Origin of the sequence: Pseudomonas sp. GV085 (assembly GCF_003050925.1) — a bacterium.
Classification (GTDB): domain Bacteria; phylum Pseudomonadota; class Gammaproteobacteria; order Pseudomonadales; family Pseudomonadaceae; genus Aquipseudomonas.
On record NZ_QAOV01000003.1, the window covers coordinates 365,163 to 380,962 of the forward strand.

Sequence of the window (15,800 nt, forward strand, 5' to 3'; positions counted from 1 at the left end):
TAAACAGGTTTTGTAACTTATTTTCCGTCGTTGGCCTTTCTAGAATAGCCGTTCACTTGTCTTGCCTGCGAGCTGCTCCCCATGCCTGGCCTCCGTCGTTTTCCCTTGCCGTTGATCGCTGCCTTTTTCGCGTTGTACGTGATTTGGGGCTCGACCTACCTGGTGATCCGCATCGGCGTGGAATATTGGCCGCCGTTGCTGCTCGCCGGCATCCGCTTCGTCATTGCCGGGACCTTGATGTACGCCTTCCTGCGCTGGCGCGGGGCACCGGCGCCGACCTGGGCGCAATGGAAAGCCGCGGGGATGATTGGCGTCTTGCTGCTGGCGTGCGGTAACGGTGCGGTCAGTGTGGCCGAGCATACGGGCGTGGCTTCCGGGGTGGCGGCTCTGGCAGTAGCGACGGTGCCGCTGTTTACCTTGCTGTGCGGATATTTCTGGGGCGCGCGTAATACCCGTCTCGAATGGGCCGGGATTGTGCTCGGTTTGATCGGCATCGCCATGCTCAACCTCGGTTCCAACCTGCAGTCGAGCCCGCTGGGTGCGGCCCTGCTGATTTTCGCGGCGGCGACCTGGGCCTTCGGCTCGGTATGGAGCAAACACTTGCCGTTGCCTCAAGGCGCGATGGCCAGTGCCGTGGAAATGCTGGTGGGTGGCGTCGTGTTGCTGATCGCCAGCGCGGTAAGCGGTGAACACCTGGAAAAGATGCCGCCGCTCGAAGGTTGGGCCGCGTTGGCGTATCTGACCGTGTTCGGTTCGATCATCGCCTTCAACGCCTACATGTACCTGTTAAAGCACGTGCGTCCGGCGGCGGCCACCAGTTATGCCTACGTCAACCCGGCGGTGGCGGTGTTGCTGGGGATCGTGTTCGTTGGCGAGACTATCGGTATCGAGGAAGCCCTGGCGATGGCAGTGATCATCAGCGCCGTGGTGCTGATCGGTTTGCCGCAGTGGCGTCGCACGCCAGCGCGGCCAGTGGTGCCGACGGCAGTGCCGACAGAATCCCGTGTGAATTAGGGTAAACTGCGCGCCATTGCATCTTGTTTTGCACACTTGTTTTGAACAACCCGCGCTGAATTTTCCTACGGTACTCCCATGACTTTCGCCACCCTTGGCCTGATCGAACCCTTGCTGCGCTCCCTTGAGAAGCTCGGCTACCAGACTCCGACGCCGGTTCAGGCGCAAGCCGTTCCGGCGGTGCTGGCCGGTCGTGACCTGATGGCCGCGGCCCAGACGGGCACCGGCAAGACCGCTGGTTTCGCCCTGCCGCTGTTGCAACTGCTGGCCATGGAAGGGCCGAAAGTCACCGCCAACTCGGTCCGCGCGCTGATCCTGGTGCCGACCCGCGAGCTGGCCGAGCAGGTTCACGAAGCCGTGCGCCAGTACGCCGAAAACTTGCCGCTGCGTACTTACGCGGTGTACGGCGGCGTCAGCATCAACCCGCAAATGATGAAGCTGCGCAGCGGTGTCGACCTGCTGGTGGCGACGCCGGGCCGCTTGCTCGACCTGTTCCGCCAGAACGCGCTGAAGTTCAACCAGCTGCAAACCCTGGTGCTGGACGAAGCCGACCGCATGCTCGACCTGGGCTTTTCCGAAGAGCTGGCGAACATTTACCGCGCGCTGCCTTCGAGACGTCAGACGCTGTTGTTCTCCGCGACCTTCTCCGATGACATCCGCCTGCTGGCCGGGCAGATGCTCAACGACCCGCTGACAATTGAAGTCAGCCCGCGCAACGTCGCGGCCAATACCGTCAAGCAATGGATCGTGACGGTGGACAAGAAGCGTAAGCCGGAACTGTTCGTGCACCTGATGCGCAAGGGCAAGTGGAAGCAGGTGCTGGTGTTCGCCAAGACCCGCAACGGCGTGGACGCGCTGGTGGAAAAACTTCAGGGCCTGGGCATCAATGCCGACGGTATCCACGGCGACAAACCCCAGGCGACCCGTCAGCGCGCACTGGACCGGTTCAAGGCGAGTGAAGTGCAGATTCTGGTCGCTACCGACGTGGCGGCTCGGGGCCTGGACATCGAAGATCTGCCGATGGTGGTCAACTTCGATTTGCCGATTGTCGCTGAGGACTACATCCACCGCATCGGTCGTACCGGCCGCGCGGGTTCGACCGGCGAGGCGATTTCCCTGGTGTGTGCCGATGAAGTGAATCTGCTGTCGGCCATCGAGATGCTGACCCGCCAGACCTTGAAACGGCAGAACGAACCGGACTTCGAACCCGAGCACCGCGTGCCGGACACCGATGCCAGCGGCCAGGTCGTCAAGAAGCCGAAAAAACCGAAGAAACCCAAGGCTTCCGGTGGTGGCGGTGGTAAACGCAATCTGGGTCGGTGGGTTGATAGCGGAGAGGTTGCGCCGGCGGAACCGTCGATCAAGCCTGTACGCAAGGTGCCGGTGTTCAATACCGGGCCGCGTAAGCGCAAGCCTTGATTAACTGCGACGTCTGTTAAGCCGCCATCGTCGGAACGCCGCCCGGAGCCGGCTCGCTCCTACAGTTGGAATGCATTTTTCTGTAGGAGTGAGCCTGCTCGCGATGGACGCGCCTCGGTCTTCAGCCCTCGCGCTGCAACCACTCAATCATTCCAAGACCGGCCGCCCGCCCGCTGGCGAAACACGCGGTCAGCAGATAACCGCCCGTCGGCGCTTCCCAATCGAGCATTTCCCCGGCGCAAAACACGCCAGGCATCTGCTTGAGCATCAATCGCTCATCCATCGCTTCGAATAAAACGCCGCCAGCACTGCTGATGGCCTCGTCCAGTGGGCGGGTTTTCACCAGGGTCAGTGGCAACGCCTTGATCGATTTGGCCAGCAGGCTCGGGTCGGTAAATGCTTCGGCAGGCGTGAGTTCACGCAATAGCACCGCTTTTACCCCATCGATACCCAACTGACTGTGCAGGTGCTTGGCCATGGAGCGCGATCCCCGGGGTTTGCTCAACGCCGCCGCAACTTTATCCACAGGCCGGCCCGGCAACAGGTCCAGATGAAGGGTTGCCGAGCCGTGCTGGTTGATCGCCTCGCGGATCGGTGCCGACAGGGCGTAGATCAAACTGCCCTCGATCCCGGTGGCGGTAATCACACATTCGCCGAGCCGTGGCACGTCGTCGTTAAGGCCGATGGCGATGTTTTTCAGCGGCGCGCCGGCGAATTTACTGACCATCAATTCGCTCCAGGCCTGCACCTCAAAGCCGCAATTGCTCGGTTGCAACGGTGCCAGTCCCACGCCGTGTTGCTCCAGCGACAACATCCACGCGCCGTCCGAGCCCAGGCGCGACCAACTGCCGCCACCGAGGGCGAGCAGGGTGGCATCGGCTTTCACGGTTTTTTCGCCTTCCGGGCTGTCGATGCGCAAACCGCCGTGCTCGTTCCAGCCGAGCCAGCGGTGGCGGGTGTGGATAACTACGCCGCCGTCGCGCAGGCGCTTGAGCCAGGCGCGCAGCAGCGGCGCGGCTTTCATGTCGGTGGGGAATACCCGGCCGGAACTGCCGACGAAGGTTTCGATGCCTAGCTCGTGAATCCATTGGCACAGCGCATCGGCACCGAAGCCGCGCAGCAGCGGGGCGATCTGCGGGGCGCGTTCGGCGTAGCGCGAGAGAAACGCCGGGTAGGCTTCAGAGTGAGTGATGTTCATGCCGCCGACGCCGGCCAGGAGGAATTTTCGTCCGACCGAAGGCATGCCGTCGTACAGGTCGACCTTGATCCCGGCCCGGCTCAACACTTCAGCCGCCATCAGACCGGCGGGGCCGCCGCCGATGATGGCGACGTGAGGGGGGAGGGCTGGCGAAGATTGGGTCATGGGATGCGCTGCGGTCTGCCGGAATAAGCCGGGCATTCTACCGCCCTGCCTTCTGTAGGAGCGAGCTTGCTCGCGAAGGTCTTGAACGATAACGCGGATGACCAACTGCTCAGCGGCGACGGTGAGTTTTTCGCGAGCAAGCTCGCTCCTACAGAGATCATAGGTGCTTTTGAAGGTGGTTAAAAAACAACCAATGCTCTGTAGCCTATAGACGGCATGGGCTGCAGGCCCTTTCACTCAGGTTATCCACAGGCAGTTCCACAGGCATTGTGGGTAAAGCATCCACAGCTCAGTGACAGCCTGATGACTGCCAGACGCGTTGCGCGCTGTGATGGAGGATGCCGTGGCGGCGAGCCAGGGCCTGGCGGTCCTTGCTGTAGCCGCCGCCGATCACCCCGACCAGCGGAATGTCGCGGCCCAGGCAATGGCGCATCACGCTTTCATCGCGTGCGGCGACGCCTTCGTCTGTCAGCTGCAGATAACCCAGGGCGTCGTCCTTATGCACATCGACCCCGGCGTCATACAGCACCAGGTCCGGTTGGTAGAGCGGCAGCAGGTAGTTGAGTGCATCGTCCACGACCTTCAGGTAATCGGCATCGCCCATGCCGTTGGGCAGTGGAATGTCCCAGTCGCTTTCGGCCTTGCGTGCGGGAAAGTTCTTTTCGCAGTGCAGGGAAACGGTCACTGCTTGCGGGGTGTTGTGCAGAATTCGTGCAGTCCCGTCGCCCTGATGCACGTCGCAATCGAAGATCAGCACCCGGTTCACCTTTCCACTTTCCAGCAGGTAATGGCTGATCACCGCCAGGTCATTGAAGATGCAAAATCCGGCCGGATAGTCGTAGTGCGCGTGGTGGGTGCCGCCCGCCAGGTGACAGGCCAGGCCATGTTCAAGCGCCTGCTCGGCCGCCAGCAACGAGCCGCCGACCGCCCGCACCGTGCGCCGGGCCAGGGCTTCGCTCCAGGGCAGGCCGAGGCGGCGCTGGTCTTCGCGGGACAAGTCGCCACTCATGTAGCGTTCGATATACGAAGGGTCATGGGCGAGGGCGAGAATGTCTGCGGGACACAGCTGCGGGCGCAGCAGGCCGGCGTCGCAGGTCAGGCCGCTGTCCACCAGGTGGTCGCGCAACAGTCGGAACTTGTCCATGGGGAAGCGGTGGTCCGCCGGAAACTCGGGACTGTAGTCTTCGTGATAAATCAGCGGCAGTGGCATGGTCATTTCATGTAGGAATGAGAGAAGGATCCTACCAGCGTTGTAGACTTGCGACATTGAAATGGAGGGGCGGGGCACGATGGAGCCAATACTGGAGCTTGAAAGCGCTCGGCTGCTGTTGCGCCAGTGGCGCGATGAAGATTTAGCGGACTTTGCAGCGATGTGTGCCGATCCCCAGGTGATGCGCTATTTCCCGGCAACCTTGAGCCGGCTGGAAAGCGCATCATTGATCGGACGAATCCGTGGTCATTTCGCCGAGCATGGTTATGGTCTCTGGGCCTTGCAGCGAAAGGACTCTGGCCAGTTCATCGGGTTTACCGGGCTGAGTGTGGTCGGATTCGACGCGCCGTTCACCCCGGCCACGGAAATCGGCTGGCGCCTGGCCCGCGAGCACTGGGGTCTCGGTTACGCCAGTGAAGCGGCGTGGACCGCTCTGCGTTGTGGGTTCGACCGCTTGCCGCTCAAAGAGGTCGTGGCCTTCACGACGCACACCAATCTACCGTCAGAGAAAGTCATGCAGGCCATCGGCATGCACCATGATCCGGCGGATGATTTCGATCACCCGCGACTCGAGGCTGATCATCCGTTGCGTCGGCATGTGCTGTATCGCATCAGCCGCGAACAATGGCTGCAAACCTTGCATGGATAACCTGGCACGGACGTTTACAATGGCCTTCATGGGCCCGGTCCAGAAACTGAATCGACCGTTGCAGCCAAGGCTGCGCGGCAATGTTTTGCGTGAGGAGCATCTGAATGAGCCAAGTGTTGGATGATCTGGTCGACCTGCTGACCCTGGAGCCGATCGAAGAAAACCTGTTCCGTGGCCGCAGCCAGGATCTGGGTTTTCGCCAATTGTTCGGTGGGCAGGTGCTCGGCCAGTCGCTGTCGGCGGCCAGTCAGACGGTTGAAGAGGCGCGCCATGTGCATTCGATGCACGGTTATTTCCTGCGTCCGGGCGATGCCGGGCTGCCGGTGGTGTATCAGGTTGACCGGGTGCGTGACGGTGGCAGTTTCAGCACGCGCCGGGTGACGGCGATCCAGAAGGGCCACCCGATCTTCACGTGCAGCGCGTCGTTCCAGTACGACGAGGAAGGCTTCCAGCACCAGACTGAAATGCCGCAAGTGGTCGGTCCGGAAAACCTGCCATCGGAACTGGAAATCACTCAGCAGCGCGCGCACCTGATCCCCGAGAAAATGCGCGAAAAGCTGTTGTGCCCCAAGCCGATCGAATTCCGCCCGGTGACCGAGAAAGATCCCTACAACCCGCTGCCGTCCGACCCGGTCAAGTACGTCTGGTTCCGCGCCGACGGGGCATTGGCCGATTCGCCGGCGCTGCATAAGTATTTGCTCGCCTACGCATCGGACTTTGGCTTGTTGACCACCTCGATGCAGCCCCACGGCAAATCGGTGTGGCACAAGGATATGCAGGTCGCCAGCCTCGATCACGCGCTGTGGTTCCACCAGAATCTGCGTGCCGATGACTGGTTGCTCTACGCGATGGACAGTCCGTGGGCGGGTAACTCCCGGGGATTCTCCCGTGGCAGCGTGTTCAACCGCGCAGGACAACTGGTGGCCTCGGTCACTCAGGAAGGCTTGATCCGCCATCGCAAGGACTGGGCATGAGCCTGGCCGATGTACGTCACTGGGTGTTCGACATGGACGGTACCCTGACGGTCGCCGTGCACGACTTCGCGGCGATTCGCGTGGCGTTGGCGATTCCTGCCGAACACGACATCCTGACTCACCTCGCCGAACTGCCGGCCGATGAAGCCGCAGCCAAACATGCGTGGCTGCTGGAGCATGAGCGGGACCTGGCCCTCGGTTCGCAACCGGCACCGGGCGCGGTGGAGCTGGTGCGCGAGCTGGCCGGGCGCGGTTATCGCCTGGGCATTCTCACGCGCAATGCCCGGGAGCTGGCGCATGTCACGCTGGAGGCCATTGGCCTGGCCGACTGCTTTGCGCTGGAGGATGTGTTGGGCCGCGATGATGCACCGCCCAAACCGCATCCGGGCGGGTTGCTGAAACTGGCCGAAGCGTGGAAGGTGCCGGCGAGCGAGATGGTGATGGTCGGCGATTACCGCTTCGATCTCGATTGCGGGCGAGCGGCGGGAGCGCGCACGGTGCTGGTGAATCTGCCGGATAATCCATGGCCGGAATTGACCGATTGGCATGCGGCGGATTGTGTCGAGTTGCGGCAGATGCTGTTGGCTTGAGTGCTTGGTTGCCTGGGCAACCGCTTTCGCGAGCAGGCTCGCTCCCACATGTGATCTCTGGTGTTCACAAATGATGTGCTCACCGCAAAATCCTTGTGGGAGCGAGCCTGCTCGCGAAGGCGTCAGATCAGGAACTGCAAAACCTACTGCCCAAACAAAGCCTTCTGCCCTTCCGGCGATGTAAACATCCCGTCCCCATCATGCCCGACTCCGGGTACTTCAATCAGTTGCTGCTTCAAACCCTGCGGTTGCAGCCGCTTCAGATAATCGAAGTAAAAACGCCCGCGGGCCAATCGATACGGCCCTTGCGCCTTGGCCTCACAGCTTTTATCCAGCGCCGGATGATTCGGGTCGATGTCTTGCTGCCCCAGCAGATAAACGACTTCACGCTTGAGGTAATTTTCCTGCAGCTGCGCGGCGGTTTGCCCTTCGGCGTAGGCCGGTAAATCCGCCAGGCCGTACTTCCAGCGATTGAAGTTCGGGCAACCGGCGTGGCTGAACGCCACAGGCCGGCGTTCATCGAAATAAGCGTAGGAGGACGGATTGGCGATCACGTAGCGCACCTGCACGCCAGCCGCATCGAGGCCGGACTGCGCGTGACCGAGCAATGCATAGCGCTGAACCACCTGCGCGCCGCCGGAGTGCCCGGCAATGACGATTTGCTTCACATCCGGAAACTGCTGGCGGTCACCCAGGCGGGCGATGATTTCGTCGAGCGCGGCGTAGGAACTCAGCCGAAACGGCGCCGTGGATTCGCCGCCGGCCATCCACTCATTGCCTTGCCAGCGCAAAACCGTGTCGGCCACCGGATGGACCGCAACGTCGGTTTCATTGAGGAATTGAGGGGCGATCACCAGGGTCGTTGCGCTTTGCCCGGCCAGTTCGGCCGCGTGCTCACCGCTCTGCAGATAGGTTTGCGCATTACGCAAGCGACCGTGGAGGATGATCAGCACCCGTTCGATTTTTGCCGGGGCGGGGCTGATGCCCACCGCTATTTCACCTGATTTCAACAGCAGGCGCCCTGAGCTGAGGTCTTTGACCCCCTGCTCGGCGGCCTGGGACGTTGCGCAAGTAAACAGAACAACCAACAACCACTTCTTCATTTAAAGATTTTTCGTCGCAAAGGTATCGCACTGGCTTACCTGGCCTTGGGCGAAACCGGTTTTGAACCAGCGCACCCGTTGCGCCGACGTACCGTGGGTGAACGAATCCGGGACCACGCGGCCCTGACCCTGTTGCTGCAAACGATCGTCACCGATGGCGTTCGCTGCGTTCAGTGCTTCTTCGATGTCGCCTGGTTCCAGCCAGTTCAGGCGCTTCTGCGCATTGTTGGCCCAGACGCCGGCCAGGCAATCGGCTTGCAGTTCCTGACGAACCAGCAAACCGCCGTCGCCTTCCATCTGCCGGCCTTGTTGGTGTGCTGCCTGAATTTTTGCGGACACCCCAAGCAGGGTCTGCACATGGTGTCCGACTTCGTGAGCGATCACGTAGGCCTGGGCGAAGTCACCCGCGGCGGAAAAACGTTGGGACATTTCCTGGAAGAACGCCATGTCCAGGTAGACTTTCTGGTCCGCGGGGCAATAGAACGGGCCGGTCGCCGAGCTGGCCAGGCCGCAGGCCGAACTCACGCGGTTGCTGAACAGCACCAGGGTCGGGTCTTTGTATTGGCGGCCAGCCTGCTGGAAAATTGCACCCCAGGTATCCTCGGTATCGCCGAGGATCGAACGAACGAACTCCGCGCTTTCATCATTGACCGGCGGTGCCTTGCGACTCTGGTGGGTAGCAGGCGCCGATTGCTGGCCAATTTGACCGGTCAGTTGTCCGAGGATTTGCAGCGGATCCTGGCCGGTGATCCAACCGATGCCGACGATCAGCAGGATCGCCGTCAGGCTCAGGCCCTTGCCACCGCCTATGCGCATCCCACCGCCGCCACCGCCGACATCACCACCACGGGCATCGACCACGTTGTCGCTACGTCGGCCTTTTTTCCATAGCATGTGGGAATCCTCTTCTGTTCCGGGTAAAGCTCCGTGCGATGAGTGTTGCTGCCAAGTGGGAGCGACGCCAGTCCGATCGTCAGACTGCCGGTTGTGCGACAGGTTCCAAATTATGCTTCGTGGGGCTTCTCTTCTAGAATCAGCCAAATTTCGTTTGGGACCTACCATGGCCGGCAGTCAGATCGAACGTGTCTTCAGCGTGCTGGAAAGCCTGACCAGTGAACCGCAGGGTTTGCCGATGCAGACGTTGGCCGAGCAATTGGAAATCCCTAAAAGCGCGACTCATCGGTTGCTCGCCGAACTGATTCGCCTGGGTTACGTGCGGCAGAATCCGGACAACCTGCGCTATCACCTGTCGACCAAGCTGGTGGCCATGGGCTTTCGATACCTGTCCGGCAGCGGTGCGGATATCGTTCAGCCAGTGCTTGATCGACTGGCCGGGGAAACCGGTGAACTGGTGCGTCTGGGGGTGATTCAGGGTGAACGGCCCGTCTGGATCGCCAAGTCCCAGGGGGCCCGCTCGGGCCTGCGCTACGACCCGGACATGGGGCGTGATGCGCCATTGTTCTACACGGCTTCCGGGCATGCGTGGCTGGCGTGCATGAGCGATGCCGAGGCACTGTCGCTGGTCGAGCGGCAAGGGGCCGAATTGCCTCGGGACATCGGGCCTAATGCACCGCGTTCGAATGTTGAACTGCTGGAGCGCTTGCGTCTGGCGCGGGAGCAAGGCTACGCCTGGGTCGAGGAAAGTTCGGCGGTGGGCACCTCGGCGATTGCCGCCGTGGTACGTCATCCACTGGATGGCCGGGCGATCGGTGTGCTCAGTATTGCCGGGCCAAGCGCGCGAATGCCCGGTGCGCGCTTGCATGAGTTGGCGTCGACCTTGTTGAAGTACGCCGAAGAGCTTTCGCTGGCGAGCCAGGCGTCAGCGTTGTTCAGTTGAGCGTGATGTCTGCTTGAATAGAGTGTGCGGTATTCGCACACTTTCTTGAGTCATTGATGTCATAAAATGGAACCGGGTTCTAAATTATTTAAGTCTCGCCTCAACCCATAAAAGGACTTCGCCTTGACGTCGCCCAGCAGCACCCCGCTTTCCGGCGTCAATCAGCCCTTCAAAGGGATCCTGCTGATCGTTGTCGCGACCTTCCTGTTTTCCAGCCACGACGCCTTTTCCAAATATCTCTCGGGTTTCTATCCCATTGTCATGGTGGTCTGGGCGCGTTACGTGGTTCACACCTTGCTGATGGCCGGGATTTTCCTGCCGCAATCCGGGCTGCGAGTGCTGCGTACCAAACGGCCATTGCTTCAGCTGATCCGGGCGCTGTGCCTGCTGGGTACCAGTCTGTTTTTCACCACAGGCTTGATGTACATCCCGCTGGCCGAGGCTACGTCGGTCAATTTCCTCGCTCCGGTGCTGGTCACCGCGTTGTCGGTGCCGCTGCTGAAGGAGCGAGTGACACGGGGGCAATGGCTGGCGGTGATTTGCGGTTTCATCGGGGTGTTGATCATCGTTCACCCCGGGGGAGATTTGTTTACTCCGGCGGTGTTGCTGCCGTTCTGCTCTGCGCTGTTTTTCTGCTTTTATCAACTGCTGACACGCAAGCTCAGCGAGATCGACAGCCCGACCACCAGCAATTTCTTCGCCGGCTTGTGCAACACGCTGGTGATGAGTGCGCTGGTGCCGTTCTTCTGGCAGACGCCGAACCTGGTGCATGGCGCGATGATGCTGGCGCTGGGGGCCTGCGGGATGACGGCACACCTGTTCCTGACCCAGGCTTTCCGCCTCGCGGCACCGGCACTGCTGGCACCGTTCAGCTATTGCCAGATCATCTTCGCCGGCCTGCTGGGCTGGCTGCTGTTTTCCCATACGCCGACACTGACCACCGTGCTCGGCATTGCCGTTATCTGCTGCAGCGGGTTGGCAGCAGCCTGGCAACAAAGCCGCCGCTAAAAACCCAAAGAAAAATGACCTGTAGGAGCGAGCCTGCTCGCGATGTTCGTTAACGATGACGCGGGTTGTCTGGATACCCGCGTCGCTCTCAGGTTTTTCGCGAGCATGCTCGCTCCTACAGGGGGTATTGCGCCGAACTTCAGTCAGTGACGGTAGGAATCTTGCGCGGTGCCATGAAGTACATCCAGGTCAGCGCAATGAAGTACATCGCCGGAATCATGGTGAACAGCACGGTGTAGTTGTTGTTGGTGATGGTCAGGATGTGGCCGACCAGCTGGGTCATGAACATCCCGCCAATCGCCGCACACATGCCGCCGAAGCCGAACACCGTACTCATCATGTGCTTGGGCGTGTAGTCCATCACCAGGCTCCAGATGTTCGCGGTCCAGGCCTGGTGTGCGCCGATGGCCAGGGAGATGGCGAACACCGCGACCCACAGGTTGCTGGAGCCGGCCGCCATGATCACGCCGATGATGCAGCAGGCGAACAGGAACATGGACATCAGTCGCGCCTTGATCGGGTTGACTCCGCGACCGATCAGGAACGAGGAGAGGATGCCGCCGCCAACGCTACCGAAGTCGGCAGTGAGGTAGATGATGATCAGCGGGATACCCATCTGGGTGACGTTGATGCCCAGGTTGTATTGCTGGTTGAGGAACGGCGGCAGCCAGTACAGGTAGAACCAGAACACCGGTGCGGTGATCGAGTAGGCGAGGGCGAAGGCCCAGGTGCCACGCATGCGCAGGATTTTCGAGAACGGCACGCGGGTTTGTTCCGGTTCGACTTCGTTCTGGATGTAGTCCAGTTCCGACTGTTTGACGCTCGGATGGTCTTCCGGGTTGAAGTACTTCAGGCCCCAGAACAGCAGCCAGATCCCGCCCAGTGCCGACATGCACAGGAACGCGGCCTGCCAGCCCCAGACGTGCAGGATCAATGGCAGCAGCATCGGTGTGAACATCGCGCCGACGTTGGTGCCAGCGTTGAAAATGCCGGTGGCCACGGCGCGCTCGCCGGCCGGGAACCACAGGCGCGTGGTTTTCACGCAAGCCGGGTAGTTCGCAGCTTCAGTCAGGCCGAGGATGAAGCGACAAACCATGAAGCCGACCGCCGAAGTGGCCAGGCCGTGGGCGCCGGTCGCCAGGCTCCAGAGCAGTACGGCGCAGAAGAACACGCGCTTGACGCCGACCCGGTCGATCAACCGGCCTTGCAGAACGAACCCGATGGCGTAACCCACCTGGAACCAGAAGTTGATGTTGGCGTAATCCATCGCCGTCCAACTCATTTCCTTGGCCAGGATGGGCTGCATCACGCCCAGGGCGGCGCGGTCGATGTAGTTCAGGGTGGTGGCGAAAAACACCAGCGCCAGCATGCCCCAACGGGTTTTGCCGACCGCCATGGCGCCGCGGATTTTGTTGCCTATGCCACCGGCAGTGACGTTCATGGCCGCAGCCATGCGTGAGCTTTGGGAAGGAATCATGTGTACCACCCGTTTTTTTGAATTTGTTATTTGGTGTTTTTGGGCATCGCGGCCGGTGCTGCGTGTCCGGACTTAATGTGAGGGCGATGTTGGGCAGTGGACAAAAAATCGTCAATTCGCCTACGGCCATTTTGTTCGATAATCGCACACAAAACTAACTGGATAGTACACTTTGAATTGCTGTGTAAGTCTGTCAGCCCAATAATTCTCGCAAGACAAACGCTACCCACGTAGGAGCTGCCGAAGGCTGCGATCTGTTGACTTTGGTCTTCCTCGATCAACCGAAATCAACATCAAAAGATCGCCCGAGCGCGGACCGAGCCTTCGGCAGCTCCTACGTAAGCGCGTGCAACGCCCCTAACAAGATTGCCTCCACCGGGAGCCGAAATATGCAGCGTTCCATTGCCACCGTATCCTTGAGCGGTACCCTGCCGGAAAAACTCGAAGCCATTGCTGCCGCCGGTTTCGACGGCGTCGAGATTTTCGAGAACGACCTTCTCTACTACGACGGTAGTCCACGGGAAATTAAACAGATGTGCGCCGATCTCGGGATCGCCATCACCCTGTTTCAACCATTCCGTGATTTCGAAGGCTGTCGGCGAGATCGGCTGTCGCGCAATCTGGAACGCGCCGAGCGCAAGTTCGACCTGATGCAGGAGTTGGGCACTGACCTGGTGCTGGTGTGCAGCAACGCCTCGGCCGAGTCCATCGGTGATGAACGGATTCTGGTCGATGACTTGCGCCTGCTGGCCGAACACGCCGGGGCACGCGGCCTGCGCATCGGTTACGAAGCGCTGGCCTGGGGTCGGCATGTGAACACGTATCAACAGGTGTGGAACATCGTGCGGCAGGCCGATCACCCAAGCCTTGGCGTGTTGCTGGACAGCTTTCACACCTTGTCGCTCAAGGGCGATCCGAGCGCTATCGCCGAGATTCCGGGCGACAAGATCTTCTTCGTGCAAATGGCTGACGCGCCGATCCTGGCCATGGACGTGCTGGAGTGGAGCCGGCATTTTCGCTGCTTCCCGGGCCAGGGCGAATTCGATTTACCGGGGTTCCTCGCGCCGATCATCAAGAGCGGGTACACCGGGCCTTTGTCGCTGGAAATCTTCAACGACGGTTTCCGCGCCGCGCCGCCACGAGCCAACGCCGCCGACGGCTTGCGCTCGTTGTTGTACCTGGAGGAGAAAACCCGCGAGCGTCTGGCCCGGGAAGCCAAGCCTGCGGCCAACTCCGAGATTCTGTTCGAAACACCCAAGGCCAGCGAGTACAACGGCATCGAGTTTCTGGAGTTTGCCGTGGACGAAAGCCTCGGCGCCAAACTCTCCCATTGGCTGGAGCGGCTAGGGTTCGCCAAGGTCGGGCAGCATCGCTCCAAGAGCGTCAGCTTGATGCACCAGGGCGATATCAACCTGATCCTCAACTCCGAACCTTACTCTTTCGGCCACAGCTTTTTCGAAGCCCACGGCCCTTCGTTGTGCGCTACCGCCGTGCGGGTCAAGGACAGTGCGAGCGCATTGGCCCGTGCCGTAGCCTACAAGGGTCAGCCCTATCGCGGACTGGTCGGCCCCAATGAACTGGAACTGGCGGCGGTGCGTGCGCCGGATGGCAGCCTGATCTATCTGGTGGACCAGGATGCCGACGTCTACGGCATCGACTTCAATCTGCTGGCGGATGCGCCGGCCAGCGGCGGCCTCAAGCGCATCGACCACATGGCTATGGCGCTGCCGGCCGACAGCCTCGACAGCTGGGTGCTGTTCTATAAGAGCCTGCTGGATTTCGAGGCGGACGATGAAGTTGTGTTGCCCGATCCTTACGGTCTGGTGAAGAGCCGTGCCTTGCGCAGTCGCGACAGTTCGATCCGCCTGCCGCTGAACATTTCCGAGAACCGCAACACTGCGATCTCACACGCGCTGTCGAGTTATCGCGGTTCCGGTGTGCATCACATCGCGTTTGATTGTGATGACATATTTGCCCAGGTCAGCCGTGCAAAAGAGGCGGGCGTGCCGCTGCTGGATATCCCGCTCAACTACTACGATGACCTGGCGGCGCGGTTCGATTTCGACGACGAGTACCTCAGTGAACTGGCCTACTACAACGTGCTGTACGACCGCGACGCCCAGGGCGGTGAGCTGTTTCATGTGTACACCGAGCCGTTCGAGGGGCGATTCTTCTTCGAGATCATCCAGCGTAAAAACGGTTATGCCGGCTACGGCGCTGCCAACGTCGCGGTGCGGCTGGCGGCCATGGCCAAATCCCGTAGCGGCGCATTGCGCCAGGCGAAGTTGTAGAAAATTCGTAAACGCGGGATTAAACATGGGCCGCGCAGCTTCCTTCACTGTGTTGCGCGGCCCATAATCGCCAGCCTGTGCAGTGATGGCCGTGAGCCCGCAATGACAATGACCTCAGAACTCCCCGCAGCCTCCGTAGAACCGGGTGCAGAGCCGCGCAAGAGTCGCAAGAACAATCCGGAAAAGACCCGCGAAAACATCCTGCAGGAGGCGATTGTCGAATTCGTCCAGCAGGGGCTTTCCGGTGCTCGCGTCGATGCCATCGCCGAGCGCATCCACACCTCCAAGCGCATGATCTATTACTACTTCGGCAGTAAGGAACAGCTCTACGTCGAAGTGCTGGAGAAGCTTTACGGCGATATCCGCAACACCGAAAGCCGCCTGCACCTGACCGAACTGCCTCCGGTGGAAGCCATTCGGCGGATGGTTGAATTCACCTTCGACCACCATGATCGCAACGTTGATTTCGTGCGCATCGTCAGTATCGAGAACATTCACAACGCCGAGTACGTGAAGCGTTCCGAGGCGATCAGGGCGATGAACAACACTGTTCTCGATTCCCTTGATGTGATTCTGCGTCGTGGCGTTGAAGAGGGTGTCTTCCGCACCGGCTTGGTGCCGCTGGATGTGCATCTGCTGATCAGTTCGTTCTGCTTCTATCGCGTTTCGAACCGCCATACCGTGGGTGAGATTTTCCAGATCGACTTGCCGGACGAACGCATCAAGCTGCGTCATCGGGAGATGATTTGCGAGTCGGTCCTGCGTTATTTACAGGCTTGAAAAGATCGCAGCCTTCGGCAGCTCCTACGTCAATCGCATTGATCTGCAGGAGCTGCCGAAGGCTCGGTCCGCGCTCGGGCAATCT

General features: G+C 60.6%; 14 protein-coding genes. 9 read left to right on the top strand and 5 right to left on the bottom strand.

Annotated features, from left to right (window positions below; all coding sequences use genetic code 11):
- Window positions 1–81 precede the first annotated feature (81 nt).
- Both yedA and C8K63_RS08905 read left to right on the top strand, forming a co-directional pair.
- On the top strand, window positions 82–1,014 hold the full coding sequence (gene yedA / locus C8K63_RS08900) for a drug/metabolite exporter YedA (RefSeq protein ID WP_108216373.1): 933 nt from the start codon (window positions 82–84) through the stop codon (window positions 1,012–1,014).
- 78 nt (window positions 1,015–1,092) lie between these two features.
- Window positions 1,093–2,433, top strand: a complete 1,341-nt coding sequence (locus tag C8K63_RS08905) for a DEAD/DEAH box helicase (protein ID WP_108216374.1) — start codon at window positions 1,093–1,095, stop codon at window positions 2,431–2,433.
- Between the two features lie 121 nt (window positions 2,434–2,554).
- On the opposite strand, the gene C8K63_RS08910 is transcribed toward C8K63_RS08905, so the two are convergent.
- Complete coding sequence (locus C8K63_RS08910; protein ID WP_177413223.1) at window positions 2,555–3,796, bottom strand: TIGR03862 family flavoprotein; 1,242 nt, start codon at window positions 3,794–3,796, stop codon at window positions 2,555–2,557.
- A gap of 289 nt (window positions 3,797–4,085) precedes the next feature.
- The gene (locus C8K63_RS08915; RefSeq protein ID WP_108216376.1) at window positions 4,086–5,006 is read right to left on the bottom strand and encodes a histone deacetylase; all 921 of its coding nucleotides are present in this window, start codon (window positions 5,004–5,006) and stop codon (window positions 4,086–4,088) included.
- A 79-nt stretch (window positions 5,007–5,085) separates the two neighbouring features.
- Between C8K63_RS08915 and C8K63_RS08920 the strand changes: the two genes are divergently transcribed.
- The 3 genes from C8K63_RS08920 to C8K63_RS08930 all read left to right on the top strand — a co-directional run bounded on the left by C8K63_RS08920 (window position 5,086) and on the right by C8K63_RS08930 (window position 7,219).
- Window positions 5,086–5,655, top strand: a complete 570-nt coding sequence (locus C8K63_RS08920) for a GNAT family N-acetyltransferase (protein ID WP_108216377.1) — start codon at window positions 5,086–5,088, stop codon at window positions 5,653–5,655.
- Window positions 5,656–5,759: 104 nt separating this feature from the next.
- Complete coding sequence (gene tesB / locus C8K63_RS08925) at window positions 5,760–6,629, top strand: acyl-CoA thioesterase II (RefSeq protein WP_108216378.1); 870 nt, start codon at window positions 5,760–5,762, stop codon at window positions 6,627–6,629.
- Complete coding sequence (locus C8K63_RS08930) at window positions 6,626–7,219, top strand: HAD family hydrolase (RefSeq protein WP_108216379.1); 594 nt, start codon at window positions 6,626–6,628, stop codon at window positions 7,217–7,219. Before tesB ends, C8K63_RS08930 begins: the two co-directional genes overlap by 4 nt.
- 143 nt (window positions 7,220–7,362) lie before the next feature.
- Here the strand turns inward: C8K63_RS08930 and C8K63_RS08935 are convergent, their stop codons facing one another.
- Together C8K63_RS08935 and C8K63_RS08940 are read right to left on the bottom strand one after the other, a co-directional pair.
- Entirely contained in the window at window positions 7,363–8,322 is a 960-nt protein-coding gene (locus C8K63_RS08935) for an alpha/beta hydrolase (RefSeq protein WP_108216380.1), read from the bottom strand.
- Window positions 8,323–9,216: a neutral zinc metallopeptidase gene (locus tag C8K63_RS08940; RefSeq protein WP_108216381.1), complete on the bottom strand. Its 894-nt coding sequence runs from the start codon at window positions 9,214–9,216 to the stop codon at window positions 8,323–8,325.
- Between the two features lie 166 nt (window positions 9,217–9,382).
- Here C8K63_RS08940 and C8K63_RS08945 point away from each other — a divergent pair, with 166 nt between their 5' ends.
- Entirely contained in the window at window positions 9,383–10,159 is a 777-nt protein-coding gene (locus tag C8K63_RS08945; RefSeq protein ID WP_108216382.1) for an IclR family transcriptional regulator, read from the top strand.
- Window positions 10,160–10,282: 123 nt separating this feature from the next.
- On the top strand, window positions 10,283–11,167 hold the full coding sequence (locus C8K63_RS08950) for a DMT family transporter (RefSeq protein ID WP_108216383.1): 885 nt from the start codon (window positions 10,283–10,285) through the stop codon (window positions 11,165–11,167).
- A 139-nt stretch (window positions 11,168–11,306) separates the two neighbouring features.
- On the opposite strand, the gene C8K63_RS08955 is transcribed toward C8K63_RS08950, so the two are convergent.
- Window positions 11,307–12,644: an MFS transporter gene (locus C8K63_RS08955; protein WP_108216384.1), complete on the bottom strand. Its 1,338-nt coding sequence runs from the start codon at window positions 12,642–12,644 to the stop codon at window positions 11,307–11,309.
- A gap of 389 nt (window positions 12,645–13,033) precedes the next feature.
- On the opposite strand from C8K63_RS08955, the gene quiC reads away from it, so the two are divergent.
- Together quiC and C8K63_RS08965 are read left to right on the top strand one after the other, a co-directional pair.
- Entirely contained in the window at window positions 13,034–14,935 is a 1,902-nt protein-coding gene (gene quiC / locus C8K63_RS08960) for a 3-dehydroshikimate dehydratase QuiC (RefSeq protein WP_108216385.1), read from the top strand.
- Between the two features lie 102 nt (window positions 14,936–15,037).
- On the top strand, window positions 15,038–15,715 hold the full coding sequence (locus C8K63_RS08965; protein WP_108216386.1) for a TetR/AcrR family transcriptional regulator: 678 nt from the start codon (window positions 15,038–15,040) through the stop codon (window positions 15,713–15,715).
- Window positions 15,716–15,800 lie beyond the last annotated feature (85 nt).